This is a genomic window from Coleofasciculus sp. G2-EDA-02 (assembly GCF_040226375.1).
In the GTDB taxonomy this organism is placed as follows: Bacteria; Cyanobacteriota; Cyanobacteriia; order Cyanobacteriales; family Coleofasciculaceae; genus Coleofasciculus.
In genome coordinates this window covers 1-14,630 of record NZ_JAVKEW010000108.1, presented here as the reverse complement: position 1 = coordinate 14,630, position 14,630 = coordinate 1, and the positions used below count along the sequence as shown (strand labels likewise).

General features: G+C 46.4%; 9 protein-coding genes. 5 read left to right on the top strand and 4 right to left on the bottom strand.

Going from position 1 to position 14,630, the window contains the following annotated elements; genetic code table 11:
• Positions 1–385 precede the first annotated feature (385 nt).
• A complete protein-coding gene (locus tag RLO19_RS12180) occupies positions 386–2,755 on the top strand; it encodes a heavy metal translocating P-type ATPase (protein WP_446356703.1) in 2,370 nt (789 codons plus the stop codon).
• A gap of 193 nt (positions 2,756–2,948) precedes the next feature.
• On the opposite strand, the gene RLO19_RS12175 is transcribed toward RLO19_RS12180, so the two are convergent.
• Both RLO19_RS12175 and RLO19_RS12170 read right to left on the bottom strand, forming a co-directional pair.
• Positions 2,949–3,452 (bottom strand): DUF3172 domain-containing protein, encoded by a 504-nt coding sequence (locus RLO19_RS12175; protein ID WP_446356701.1) that lies wholly within the window; start codon positions 3,450–3,452, stop codon positions 2,949–2,951.
• 339 nt (positions 3,453–3,791) lie between these two features.
• On the bottom strand, positions 3,792–4,895 hold the full coding sequence (locus tag RLO19_RS12170) for a TRAP transporter substrate-binding protein (RefSeq protein WP_446356699.1): 1,104 nt from the start codon (positions 4,893–4,895) through the stop codon (positions 3,792–3,794).
• Positions 4,896–5,482: 587 nt separating this feature from the next.
• On the opposite strand from RLO19_RS12170, the gene RLO19_RS12165 reads away from it, so the two are divergent.
• Both RLO19_RS12165 and RLO19_RS12160 read left to right on the top strand, forming a co-directional pair.
• Positions 5,483–7,636 (top strand): caspase family protein, encoded by a 2,154-nt coding sequence (locus RLO19_RS12165; RefSeq protein WP_446356697.1) that lies wholly within the window; start codon positions 5,483–5,485, stop codon positions 7,634–7,636.
• A gap of 181 nt (positions 7,637–7,817) precedes the next feature.
• Complete coding sequence (locus tag RLO19_RS12160) at positions 7,818–9,653, top strand: vWA domain-containing protein (RefSeq protein ID WP_446356696.1); 1,836 nt, start codon at positions 7,818–7,820, stop codon at positions 9,651–9,653.
• Between the two features lie 35 nt (positions 9,654–9,688).
• On the opposite strand, the gene RLO19_RS12155 is transcribed toward RLO19_RS12160, so the two are convergent.
• A complete protein-coding gene (locus RLO19_RS12155; RefSeq protein WP_446356694.1) occupies positions 9,689–10,351 on the bottom strand; it encodes an HAD family hydrolase in 663 nt (220 codons plus the stop codon).
• Positions 10,352–10,507: 156 nt separating this feature from the next.
• Between RLO19_RS12155 and selD the strand changes: the two genes are divergently transcribed.
• Positions 10,508–12,790, top strand: coding sequence for a selenide, water dikinase SelD (gene selD, locus RLO19_RS12150; RefSeq protein ID WP_446356692.1), 2,283 nt, complete (start codon positions 10,508–10,510; stop codon positions 12,788–12,790).
• A 213-nt stretch (positions 12,791–13,003) separates the two neighbouring features.
• Here the strand turns inward: selD and RLO19_RS12145 are convergent, their stop codons facing one another.
• Complete coding sequence (locus tag RLO19_RS12145; RefSeq protein ID WP_446356690.1) at positions 13,004–13,906, bottom strand: M91 family zinc metallopeptidase; 903 nt, start codon at positions 13,904–13,906, stop codon at positions 13,004–13,006.
• A 484-nt stretch (positions 13,907–14,390) separates the two neighbouring features.
• On the opposite strand from RLO19_RS12145, the gene RLO19_RS12140 reads away from it, so the two are divergent.
• Positions 14,391–14,630 (top strand): hypothetical protein, encoded by a 240-nt coding sequence (locus RLO19_RS12140; protein ID WP_446356688.1) that lies wholly within the window; start codon positions 14,391–14,393, stop codon positions 14,628–14,630.

Sequence of the window (14,630 nt, the reverse complement as noted above, 5' to 3'; positions counted from 1 at the left end):
TTAAGGAGAGGTCATTATCCATTGTTCATTATCCATTGTCAATTTGTGAATTACCTAGTTGAGAACGGGCAATTAAAGGGCTTTCTGTGAGATTGGATTAGGATCTATATTGATGATGAGAGGGTGTGGCAGTGCCATGCCCCTACCGTAATTCAAGAGATGGTTGATGGGGTAGGGACACGATACTATCGTGTCCTTAAGGCTGTGATGTCAACTATATGACCATACATCTGATGAAATAGTAACAAATATCAATTCTAATTTTTAAATTATTAGCTAATATATTAATGATTTGTGAATAAAAATTGCAGAGAGGGAATTAACCGTCCTTAAGGTTTTACAGTAGAAATGCCTAACTACCAATCAAGATTTCTGAGGCATGAGCATGGTAAATCTGGATAGCAGGTGGAACGCGATCGCACGCTACGCCAGTTATGATAACTCCCAGGATTTCAATCGGGCAAACCTGTCAGGGAACAAAGCTGTACCCTCTGGGAGAATCCCTTGTCGCGTAGTGCATTCGATTCCCGGAAGGGTGCGATTTCGCGTGCCCCGGTTGGCAGATGATGCCGATTATGCCCATCGTTTAGAAGCGTTGATGGCGTCCCAAGATGGGGTGATTCAGGTGCGTGTGCGTCGCCCCGCCGCCTCTATTGTAATTGCCTATAACAATCAGCAGCTATCCGATGTTCAGATGCGTCGGGTGTTGCTTTCGTTAATTCAAACATCAGGAAAACAAGATAGGGAGTACAGGAGCCAATTTGTAGGGGCGGGTTTGACCGATAACGTTACCCCCTTGTACAGACGCGCCACGGCGCGTCTGTACACTAAACCCGCCCTACTTGGGGAGTCCCAATCCCCAAATCCTAATCCCCAATCACTAGACGAAAATGACTGGTCCCAACTCAAACGTCCCGCCCTAGCTACCCTCCTCGCCCTGCTAGCGGGTCCGTTGCGCCTCCCCATTCCTCAATCTCTGGTGGCGGGTTCTGTCGCCATTGCGGGGTTACCAGTGGCGAAACGTGCCATCGCTAGTTTGCTGGGGGAACACCGACTCACTATCGATTGCTTGGATTTAGTAGCGATTACTCTGTCCTCAATGCAGGGAAACTGGCTGACGCCCGCCCTGATGATGACACTCCATGAACTAGGAGATATTATCCGCGATCGCACGGCTCGTTCAACTCATGCCCAAGCCACAGATTTACTCGATTCTATCGGACAATTTGCTTGGATGGACTGTAACGGGGAAAAACAGCAGGTTCCCTTGACTCAGGTACAACCTGGAGACACCGTAATAGTATATCCGGGGGAACAAATTCCCGTCGATGGCGTGGTGTTGCGGGGAAATGCCACCATTGATCAACAGAAACTCACTGGGGAATCCATGCCTGTGGTACGAGAAGCAGGACAAACCGTCTATGCATCCACATTAGTGCGATCGGGGGAATTATATATCAAAGTTGAACGGGTTGGGGCAGATACCTGTGCCGGTGCGAGTATTCAGTTGGTGCAGCAAGCCCCCGTCCATGATACCCGTATGGAAAATTATGCCGCACAACTGGCAGAACGGTCAATTATGCCCGCGTTTCTCCTCGCCACTGGGGTTTGGGCAATTACTCGTAACCCCGCCAGGGCAGCCTCTATCCTAACTCTGGATTTTGTCACCGGGATGCGCGTCTCCATTCCCACCACCTTTCTCGCCGCCCTCACCCATGCCACTCGCCATGGTATTTTAATCCGTTCGGGACGGGCATTGGAACAACTTGCCCAAGTGGATACAATTGTTTTCGATAAGACAGGAACCTTAACTCAGGGGAATATTCAAGTTGTTGCGGTGGAAACCGTAACCAATCGCTTGTCGGCACAACGTATCTTAGAACTTGCAGCAGCAGCAGAACAACGGTTGACTCATCCAGTGGCTGAAGCGGTAATGCGTCATGTAGAGGAGAAGGGTATAGATATTTTACCTCGTGGTGAGTGGCATTATGAGGTGGGATTAGGTGTGCAGGCGGAAATTGACGGTGAGAGAGTATTAGTCGGCAGCGATCGCTTTTTGCGGCAAGCTGGGATTAGTGTGGATTGTTTTTATGATCAACATCCCTGTTGTCGTCAACTCTGGGGGTGTCAGCAAGATTGTCCAATTTCTGCCGATTCTTCGCTGATTTATGTGGCTTGTGAGGATGAATTCCAAGGGGTGATTCAGTATAAAGATCCCTTACGAACAGAAAGCCGCCGGGTGATTCATCAGTTGCAACATGAGTATGGCATGGAGATTCATCTTTTAACAGGGGATAGCCAAACCAAAGCCATCGCTGTGGCGCAGGAATTAGAGATTCCCTTGTCTCAGGTTCACGCCGAAGCCTTCCCCCAAACCAAAGCTGAGGTGGTGCGTCGGTTAAAAGCAGAGGGGAAAACCGTAGCGTTTACCGGGGATGGGTTAAATGATTCCGTGGCGCTGGCGTATGCAGATGTATCGATTTCCTTTGGCGATGGTTCAGCCGTAGCGAGGGAAACGGCGGATGTGGTGCTAATGGAGAATGGTTTAGCCAGTGTACTGGATGCGATCGCGATTGCCAAGCAAACCCGGGGAATTGTCCAGCAGAATACCGCCCTAGCTGTCACTCCTAACCTAGCCGCCTTGGGACTGGCTTCAACGGTGGGACTTCATCCCCTGGTTGCCACAGGGGTGCATAATGGGAGTGCGATCGTGGCTGGGTTAAATGCACTACGACCATTAATGCATCGGGATTAGTGATTGTTTGTAGTAGGCACTTTAGTGCCCTAAAATGCCTACTACGAATAGGTCATCATTGGTCATCATTGGTCATATTATGTCCGGATGATTGCTGCTTCAGCAACGATAGGGGGAAAACCCGCCCCTACAAAACCAATGTAGAGACGTTGCATGCAACGTCTCTACACCCTATAAGGTAAGCAAGATAGGCTTAAAACTTATTGGTTTCAGATGGTGAACTACCTGCTCCCGGTTGGTTGAGGAAGAAGTTATCCTCTGCCTCATTCTGGTAGATACAGTCAATTTTCGGCTTACCTTCCAACGGACCAGTGAAGCCAAAAGTATTCATCCGGTTCTTACACTCTCTTACTTGCTCCGAGGAAACCAGGTTCTGTTTCTCTAAAATTGCCCAGTTGTTCCGGCGCAAGACACATCCGGGGCGCATACTCGGCTGGGTTACGTAAACGTTAAAGGGGTTGAGGGTGACAAAAACCCGCATATCTGTGACCATAGCGCTGGCACCATACTGGATACACAATTCTGGATTGGGCGCACTGCGGTCAATCGCTTCACGGGATGCCACATTTTCCAGATTGGGACTGGCTGTGGAACTAAAAGCAATACCGACACCAATTCCCAGGATAAAAATCCCGCCGAGAATGGCGAGGGTGGTGGCGTTCAGGATAGAAGCTACGGGGTTAGTTCGACGTTTCATCGGGGTTGAATCAACTTTACTAAAATTACCAGGGAAGGATTAGAGAGATATTAAACAGTTTTAAGACCCTATACAGGAACTAAGTATATTTTATCGGGAATCAACATCTTATTGCATTGTCCTCCAGCTTCTAGTATGCCTACATAGGGCTTTCCGGTTAAGATAGCAGCTTGCGATCGCGCCTGTTCCAAGTAATCCAGAAACAGCAGCCATGAACTTTATTCGGTGTAGCTTACTGTATATAAACTAAGTCAGGGCGGGTTTTGCACAAACGTTACCACCAATAGCCACGCATAAAATCCCTAAACCCGCCCCTACACACTCAAAACGTCCTCATCCCTAATTCGCCATCACAAAATTAGAAAAACTGAGTTGATTGACCTGATGCCATCGGTAAATCTGTTCGCGAAAGCCCTTCCACTGCTCGTAAACCTCTTTAAAGGTACTATCTTGGGCTGCATTTTCCTCATATATCTCAAAGGATGCCTTCTGAGCCGCCTGCATAATCTCTTGAGAATAGGGCATTAGCTTTGTGCCAGTGTCTAGCAGTTTTCCCAAGGCTTGTTGATTTAAGGCGTCATACTGTGCCAGCATATTCAGGTTGGCGTCCATCGCTGCCGTTTTGAAGACTTCCTGATACTCTTTGGGCAATTTATCCCACTCTGCCTTATTCACCTGCACTTCTAAGGTCGCTCCGGGCTCCCACCAGCCGGGATAGTAGTAGAGTTGAGCCGCTTGATGTAAGCCTAGCTTCTCATCATCATAGGGACCTACCCATTCAGCCGCGTCAATCGCACCCCGTTCTAGTGCGAGGTAAATCTCACCACCGGGTAAGACTTGTGCGTTGACCCCTAAGCGAGACATCACGTCACCTCCTAACCCAGGGATACGCATTGTCAATCCCTGGAGTTCCGCCACCGAGTTGACTTCTCGCTTAAACCAGCCGCCCATCTGAGTCCCCGTATTCCCAGCCGGAAAGCTAATCACGCCGAAGTCACTATAAAGCTTGTGCATCGCCTCTAAACCACCACCGTGATATAACCAGGCATTCTGTTGTTGGGCGTCTAAACCAAAGGGAACAGTCGTGCCAAAGGCCAAGGCGGGATTTTTGCCGATGTAATAATAGCTAGCGGTATGACCACATTGCACGGTTCCGGTTTGTACCGCATCTAGCACCTGCAATCCCGGTACAATTTCACCCGCTGCAAAGGGCGTAATCGTGAAACGTCCATTCGTCATTTCACTCACACGCTGACTCATGGTTTGGGCGCCGCCAAAAATAGTATCCAAAGATTTGGGCCAACTCGTTGCCATGCGCCATCGAATTCTAGGTTGGCTACCACTTTGTGCCACTGAACTGGTGGTAGTTTGGCGACAACCCCCTAAGGCGGCGGTTCCCGTTGCACCAATGACAGCATTCCCGACAAATTTTCTGCGTTTCATGATTTTGCCCGTTGCACCAAATTAATTAGTGATCTCCCCAGCCTGTCCTTGGGATTTTGGGAATCTGGGATACTTTCTATCTGCAAACCCTGATTCTATCAGGTCTGGAAAGATGTAACTAATGCATCAGTATTTTCGGGGGGATTTGATGCTGGCTATCAAATTGCCACAAACTCTAGAGAGAAGAAAAAAAGCGATGGTAGCCACAAATAAAAATATAGTTTACGATCAATGTATAGGTTTGTAAATAGACCAAAAAAAATAGAATCTCGGTAGATACCTGCCTGTCTAGCCGGATAGAACAGAAGTAAAGGTTTAAACAGGGTGTACTCAACGACAACCATCAAGGGTCTAAGCTAACACACATTTAAATATCTGCCTTGACATCCTGGCTTTTTGCCGCGTGGGGACGTGGTTAATTGATTCCGCAATAAGGGCAAAAACCCCTAAATATAGCAGATAAAATGTACAACCGCTCTCGTGGAACCAGTGCATCTAAACTTAGGGTCACAAGTTGCCGAATAAAATCTTGATGGTAGTAATTTAGGCAGCACAAAACGTTGTAGCAGTCTAGGGAATCGCCAGTTGTGAAAATAGCATTGCTGATTGGGGTAAGTGAGTATGGTTATGGTTTTCATCCCGTACCCGGAGCCGTTAACGCTGTTGAAGCGATGCAACGAGTTTTGCAGTATTCTTTTGACGAGATAAAAACGCTCATCAATCCGAATCCTCCCGTGATGCGGGAAACCATGGAAACGTTATTTTCCCAGCGTTCAGAGGAAGATATCGTGTTGTTGTTTTTTTCGGGTCAATGTATTCAAGATTATAATGATACCCTATATTTAGGCACTGGCATCACTGCCACTCGCATGACTGATGATCATTCCCAAAAAGAACTAGTTAAGGCAACCGTTGTTCCGGCTAGTTTAATCCAGGATATACTTAACCATAGTCCTTGTCCGCAGAATATCGTGATCATCGATGGTTACTGTAGCAATATTCTGGATTGGGAGATAAACACAAATGACTATAATGAAGTCGGGTTCAAAGAGCAACTGGCGGGTGAAAAGTGGGCGCTGCTGAGCTGTTTTAGTTCCATTCCCTATTTCAACCAATCAGAACTCTCTCAACCCTCAGATTACACTCGTTATTTAGTCGAGGGACTAGCAACGGGAATCGCTGATCGCAATCATGATGATTGGATTTGTGTTAGGGAACTTCATGACTATGTTTATCAGCAGCTTAAAATCGTTGCTCCCGCTTTAAAACCTAGGTTATATGCTAGCGAACCCTACCAAGCGATCGCACTGAGTCAAGTTCCTCTAAATCGCCTCACCCTGAAGTATCGCAAAGAAGCACAACGTTGGATCAGAGCGGGTGAAATTTCTGTCGGCGGTCGTTCAGCTCTTGATACATTAGCACAGAGTCTACAGCTTACCCGATCAGATTGTGCCGCGATAGAAGCACAAGTCTTAACCCCCTATCGGGAGTACCAGGAAAAATTACAGCGATACAAGCAAGCATTTCGGGAAGTATTCCGAGCCGACAATTCACTCAATTCCAAGTCTCGTAAACTCCTAAAAGATCTGCAACAGTCTTTAGGATTAAAAGATCAAGATATTAAAGGCATTGAAGAGTTAATCGTATCACAAAAGCAACCCCGGGAAACTGCCCCAGGGAATCCCGACAATAATCGGGAAGCTGAGGGAACAGGGGGAGCCGAAATTAGAGCGTATCTGAGTCGGATTTCCTCCCCACTCATTCTGGATCAAAAAGAGGAATCCACACCCAGGGAGGAGTTACCCCCATCCGAGGATAACTTCCCACTCACTCAATCGGTTGCTCCCACCACACCACCTGTCTCAGCCTCTGTACCTGTGGAGGTGTCACCCCAAGCCGAGGATAACTTCCCACCCACTCAATCAGTTGCTCCCACATCACCACCTCTGCCAACCTCCACACCGCAAGAGGTTTCACCCCAACACCACCAGAGTGCGATCGCGCCCCCATCCCCTCCTGAGTCTGTTAATCCTCAAACCACGACAGAATCGACTCCAGCCAATGGCGATCAACCCGATCGACACTCCATAAAACCCGATTCTATCCCCGAATGGTATATGCAAACGCCAGAGGAACCGGAAACCCCTCCCACTTCTGACGTCCAATTATCATCAAATCTCAACAATTTCTTAAATCCTGAACCGACGGTTTCCAAATCCCCTAAAAAACTCCTACTTTGGCTAGGAATTGGCGGCGGTTTAGCGACAGTAGTTCTATTGATTAGTTTATTTAATCGTGCTTCAGTACAACCGTTAACCGATTCAACGGATACCATTGTATCCTCACCAACGACTTCTCCCACAGCGACGGAATCCCCAAAAGAGACTAATCCTAGTCCCTCACCGTCTCCCTCTCCAGAACCGGAAGCATCGCCAGAATCTCCGACTTGTTCAGTTATTGTCACGGGAAATGTACGCTCTGATCCGGCATCATTTCGAGAGAATATCATCACCTATCTCACGAGAGAACAAGTACCGATAACTGGGAAACAAACTAAAGGCGGCTGGGTAGAAATTGAACTTCCTGATCAACGTCTGGCTTGGGCACATAGGCAGGTAATCTTAGACGATGAGGAGATAGATTCTTGTATGTTTGAACAAGGAATGACGATTCAAATTGTTCCGGATATTCCACCGCCGCCCGGTTTCTTTGATGACAATGACGAGGATGAAACGGATTGAACAACGGTAGAGATGTTCCGGCGGAACGTCTCTACACCCTGATATCATATCTTTAAGCTGTCACGCCTTTAAATTGGGAATGGGTAACCAGCAAGATGCTCCCATGACAACGATTTTTCAGTTGTTGACATTAATTAAGCTAAAATAAAACAATGACGTCTAAATCCTTCAATCGGTCTATATGAAAGCCAGTTACACCCTCAGTCAATCTTTAATTGCAGCAGAGAGTCATTCGACTGTAGACTTACTGATTAGCTTTCAAGGATCTGAGTCAAATCAGGAGAAATCATCTCGTCGTCCGCTCAATCTCAGCTTAGTCTTAGATCGTTCGGGTTCAATGGCGGGAGAACCCCTGCGATATGCGATTAAAGCCGCACAAAATCTTATCGATCATCTCACCACCGATGACTTTGTTTCGGTGGTGATTTACGATGATACCGCCGAGGTGATTATTCCCCCGGAATTAGTTGGCGATAAAGCCGCCATTAAAACAAAAATTGGTAAAATTCGGGCAGGGGGTTGCACCAACTTAAGTGGCGGGTGGTTGTTGGGATGTCGTCAAGTTCAATCCCACCAAAGTCCGGAACGAATTAATCGAGTCTTACTCTTAACCGATGGATTGGCAAATTATGGGATTCAAGATCCACAGGTGCTGACGAAGACAGCACAAGAAAAAGCCGAAGCGAATATTGTGACTACAACTTTGGGGTTTGGTAATAATTTTAATGAAGATTTACTGATTAACATAGCAAATGCAGCCAGGGGTAATTTCTATTTCATTCAGTCTCCCGACGACGCCTCTCAAGTGTTTGAAATTGAGATGGAAAGTTTGGTTTCGGTTGTGGCGCAAAATCTGAGGGTGAAGCTACAGCCGGAAGAGTTTGTTGAAGTTGGGGAGATTTTAAATAACTATCGCTTTTCCCAGGTGGGTAATACGGTAGAGGTTTTCTTGGGTGATGTGTATGGCGTTGAACAAAAGCCCTTAGCGATTCCCTTAATGATTTCCCCGCAATCAAAATCTGGAATGAGGGCGATTGCTACTGTGACGTATGACTATCAAACGATTGTTGCAGGAAGTATCCAAGACATTAGCAATCAGTTTTCTATTACCTTAAATGTCGGTTCAGAAGAACAAGCCAAAGATATCAAACCTGATGCTAAGGTTTTGGAACAAACGTCTCAGTTAAGAATTGCTAAATTAAAAGATGAAGCCGTTTCCCTGGCGGATAAGGGAGACTTTCAAGAAGCGGTGGCTAAACTGCGGGAAACTATCGAGGAACTAAAAGTCAAGACATTAGACGAATTCTTTGAAATTGCTGAAGAAATTGCCCAACTGGACTACTATGCCCAATGTCTAGAAAATCGGCGATTTGATCGGGCAATCCGCAAAGAAATGCGCGATCAATCCTATCAAACCAAAACCCGCGATCGCGAAGACTTAAAATTACGCGGAATTACAACAGGCGCAGCCAGTGGGTTAGAGGTGACGACTGATCCAGACGGTGGTGTTTTAGTTAAATGTGAACGGGCGGGTGGTAAACTCCGAGTTCGGGTCATTTCTGAGGGGTACAATCCTGATTTAAATGTGCAGTTTCCTCGCCGTATCCGCGAACAGGGTGTCACCTATATCGTAGATGAAATTACCCTATCCGCTAATAGTACGTTTTATCGCGCTTCAGGAAACATTCGCCGCCTGGTTAAACCCGGAGAAGAAACAAAATTTACCCAAAAAACAGCCCGCCCAGGGAAAGAATTACAAACCGCTAAAGCCCAAGGAACAGCGGCTGATTTAGAAACCACAGATACGGTGGGGGATGGGGTTTTGGTTCAATGTGTCAAGGATGGGAAAAAACTACGAGCCAGAGTGGTTTCTGATGGCTATAATCCCGACTACAACATCCGTTTTCCTCGCACGATTCGAGAGGAAGGACTATTATATGTGGTTGATGAGGTTAAGGAAAATCCCCAGGGAGGTTCTTATATTGCCTATGGGAAAATTCGTAAATTGGTTCAGTAGTTGTTGTGAGATCGATGATTAAGAATTTACTGAGATTAAGCCAAAGGAGACTGATGATAGTTAGCGAGTAAATCCGCAGGATTTTGATATACTTTCATACAGCCGGCTTCTTTTAACTCGGCTGCTGAGAAACCACCGCAAAGTACGCCAATAACATCTAGGTTAATTTTACAGGCGGCTTCAGCATCATAAGGACTATCACCCACCACAATCGCGTCTTGGGCAGTCACTCCATCGAGCTTATCTAATGCGGCTTGAAAGATATCGGGATCGGGTTTTGACTTTTCAGCATCGTCTCTAGAGGTGGCGCCGTCTACTAAGTCTTCAATCTCTAATAGTTTTTTGTAGTGAGTGAGGGTTTTTGTTCTAGCTGAAGACGCCACGACAAGTTTTTTGCCATCTAATTTGAGGCGTTCAAATAGTTGGCGCACTCCCTCAAATGGACGCACTTGGGATAGGAGGTTTTCTTGATAAAATTCTTTGCGATAATCAGCAATATCCTCGCCGATGCGTTCAAACTCCTCTTGGGGAATAAATAGGGGAATGATATGCTCACTTCCCTTACCGATTTGATGACGGATTTTATCGTAAGGCACCTCATAACCAAACTGTTTAAACGCTTCAACCCACGCCTGGGCGTGCAGATCAACAGAATCAACTAAGGTACCGTCTACATCAAAAATAATCGCCTTGGGCATTACAGTTTCTCCTTTGGTTTATCTTCATTATGCCCCTGGGATTCGGGAAAATCAATCTAGCCTGAGAGAGATAATACTCACCTCTTTGTTAACATTTTTTAGTCTAAAGAAACTTAACTATGTTAAATTAGGTATATAAGTGTCAACCCCTGACCAATGACAAAGGACAAAGGACAAAGGACAAAGGACAAAGACTTAGTCCTGATTGGCGGCGGTCATAGCCACGCGATCGCACTGCGGATGTTGGGGATGAATCCCTTGCCTGGAGTGCGCTTGACCCTGATTACCAATGTTTCTTATACACCCTATTCCGGGATGTTACCGGGTCATGTGGCTGGGTTCTATACCTTTGATGAATGTCATATTGATTTGCGACGCCTTGCCCAATTTGCTGGCGCTCAATTATATATTGATAAAGCCGTAGGTTTGGATTTAAACTCGAATAAAGTTATCTGTGCAAATCGTCCTCCCGTTGCCTTTGATGTCTTATCCATTGATATTGGAAGTACCCCGGCGAAAGAATCGATTCCTGGCGTAGCTAACTACGCGATTCCCGCCAAACCCGTTCCCCAATTTCTAACGCGGTGGAATCAAATTATCGAAACGATTGCCCAACATCCTCAACAATCTCTGAGTTTAGGAATTGTCGGCGGTGGTGCGGGTGGGGTGGAACTGGCAATGACGATGCAACGGCGTATTAATGATGTAGAGACGCGCCATGGCACCTCTGTAAAAATCCATTTGTTTCATCGGGGAAATAAACTATTATCCGGTCATAATTCCTGGGTGCAGCGATATGTTAAAAAGCTGCTAAAGAAGCGGGAAATTCAGGTACATTTAGGGGAAACCGTTTCTCAGATATTGCCAGATAAAATTTGCTGTGAGTCAGGTTTATTTGTCAATTGCGATTACAGCTTTTGGGTAACCCAAGCCGCTGCGCCCAGTTGGATAGCTGAATCAGGACTTCATACTAATTCAAAGGGTTTTATTTTAGTTGGCGATACATTACAATCCCTCTCTCATCCTCATATTTTTGCCGCTGGTGATATCGCCACCATGGTGAATCATCCTCGTCCAAAAGCCGGGGTATTTGCGGTGCGTCAAGGGAAGCCTTTAGTCGGAAATTTGCGTCGCTTTGTACAAGAAAAAACGTTACATCTTTATCAACCCCAACGGCGGTTTTTGAGTTTAATTGGAACCGGTGATGGCGGCGCGATCGCATCCTGGGGTTCCTTTGGCTGGCACTCCCGACTGCTATGGCTTTGGAAGGATCATATTGATCGCAAGTTTATGCGGCAATTTAGGGATTTGCCAGCAATGACACCAGGGAATAATCTCCCGGAGAAAACCCAAAACTTGACGAAATCTACCCTTCTAAAGAAGTCGAAAAACACCCCACCCATGTATTGCGCCGGATGTGGTTCTAAGGTGGGTAGCACTACCCTAGAACGAGTGTTAAAACGGTTGCAGGATGAGTATCCTTTCCCCACGCCAGAGGATATTATTCTCGGATTAGGAACACCCGATGATGCAGCGGTGGTGCAAGTACCCGCCGATAAACTATTAGTGCAAACAATTGATTATTTTCGCACTTTAATCAATGACCCCTTTATCTTTGGACAAATTAGCACCCATCACTGTCTCAGCGATTTATTTGCCATGGGTGCGACGCCTCAGAGTGTTTTAGCAATGGTAACGGTTCCTTATGGAACAGCAGAAAAACAGGAGGAAACCCTCTATCAATTATTATCGGGGGCGATGAAGGTACTCTCTCAAGTACAAGCGCCGTTGGTGGGAGGACATACAACAGAAGGGGCAGAATTAACGTTTGGTTTATCCTGTAATGGGTTAGTATCTCCTCAGCAAATCCTTAAGAAAAGTGGGATGAATCCGGGCGATCAGTTAATTTTCACTAAAGGTTTAGGAACCGGGATATTATTTGCTGCTAATATGCGTTTACAGGCAAAAGGGTACTGGATTGATCAGGCGGTTGAGTCGATGCTGTTATCGAATCAGGAAGCGGTTCAAGTATTTCGAGATCATGGTGTTACAGCTTGTACCGATGTGACTGGGTTTGGATTGGTGGGACATTTGGTGGAAATGGTGCAAGCATCGGGGGTGGCGGTGGAATTAGAGTGGGATAAAATTCCCCTGCTGGAGGGGGTGACGGAACTCGTGGAACAAGGAATTGTCAGTTCGCTGTATCCCCAGAATGTCCAAGCTGCAAGGTTTATCAAGAATCAAGAAGAGATTTGCGATCGCGCCAATTATCCGGTACTTTTTGATCCGCAAACCTCTGGCGGGTTATTGGCGACAATTCCTAGTGATCAAGCGGTAAAGTGTGAGCAGGTTCTGCAAGAATTAGGATATCAACAGAGTTGCATTATTGGTCAGGTAATTTCAGCTAGTTCAGACGTTCCCCCATTAAGATTCTCCTAGGCGGTCTCTACAGAAACGTAAAGCAAGTAGGGTGGGCAAATGGATATATAGTGTTTTTATTTGATTCGTGTACAGCCAAAGCACTGAAAGCCTTACTAGGCAAGGGTTGCTCGTTTACATCTCAAATAAAAATGCTATAATTTATAGTCAATCGTTAAATTAACATAATTTGCCCACCCTACAAGATCAGGCGATCACACTTGCTTCTCGTGATCATTCTAGTTCTCGTAAGCGCTCTAAATCAGCCTCTAGTCTAGCTCGTCTTTCAACTTCTCTAGCTCGCCTTTCAACTTCTGGTCGCTGCATCTCAGTATATCGTGCAGCCTCTTCTCGCCCTTCTGCTGACCCCAAATAAAAACCAAGATGACCCAATCTTCGCGGTAACCCATGTTCCTCTCTTAAGAGATTTTCAATTTCAACCGTTTGACGTTCTTCTAGGTTATCATCGTATTCTTGTCGTTCACGTTCCCCAGGAGAAGCAATCATACGCGGTCCTCTGGGAGCTGCTTCATAAGGGTGTAGAGAGGGTTCTATTGGGGGGAAAGGGGTTCTACGACGATTTCGGCCTGCGGCGTTGTGAGATGCATGGATCAATTCGTGGCCAAGGGAAATAAAAACAGGTGAATCCATCAGATTGCCTTCCTGATCAAGTACCTGAACGTCGTCATCTTGTAAATCTGCTGCAACTTCAATTGTGCTTGAACTACCCCGCCCAGGTGCTCCCGTAGGCTGCTCAAAGGCATCCTCAGAGTCCGGAAGAGTGCGAGCACCGATAGCACTATCGGCTGCGGGTATAATCCTAACCCGAATGGCACCATACATGAGATCAAGCACAAGGCGACGACCAGCAGGTCTTGACAAAAGTCGTCCAAGTTGAGCCAGTATCCTTTCTCTAAATCCATCATGGCGGTTACCGACTGAATCTTCTTCAAGAACCTGGATTTGCCCTGAGCCTGCCCTGAGGGATTCCCATGCCTGTTGCAGAACATCAAAGTCTGTCTCAGAAATAGCTTCAGCCCCTTCTAGATAAGACATTCCTGCTCGATCGACGGAATCTGGCAGAACCCAATAAACTCCAAAATCTGTACTTTCTCCACGACCTGGGAGACTTGCCATTGATTCAGAATCACCTGAGGTAGGAGGTGTCTCAATAGCTGCTCTTGCCTGAAGGATACTCAGCAACTCCTGACGAGTTTCGGTCGCTAGTATGCTGTAGAAGAGAACTGAAAGTGTATCTCCTGCTCGACGAACCTGTAATCTCTCATCAAGAGATCTGGCTACAGAGGGTTCTAGAGAATTGAAAATCCTCCGTAACTCCTCGCGTCGTGCATCCAGGAATCATCGACATCAAACTTTACTGGAGGGTATGTGTAGCCGTTGGTCTTGATATGTTGGCTTGTAGAGGGGTAGGAGTAGAGTGGGCTTTCTGGACATAATTTTTGATGAAATCGTCAAATTATCAGAATTTCCCCATCCGACAAAATTAGGCACTCTTTCTGTATCCCCAGAATGTACAAGCAGCAAGGTTTATCAGGAATCAGGAAGAGATTCGCGATCGCGCGGTAGGATGAGGATCACGCTACAATAACCCTGATATCCAATGGTTGAAGTCAAAATGGAAGTTTTTCAACTGACAACTACTGTCAATGCCTCCGGTCATTTGATCCTTGATATTCCCACACAACTCTCTCCAGGACCTGTGAATATTGTGTTGGTACTCAGTTCATCTGTTGCATCTAAAGTGCAAAACCGGAACTATGATTTTTCTGATTTGGCAGGGCGACTGAATTGGCGAGGAAATGCAGTAGCCATGCAAAGGGCTTTACGAGATGAGTGGTAA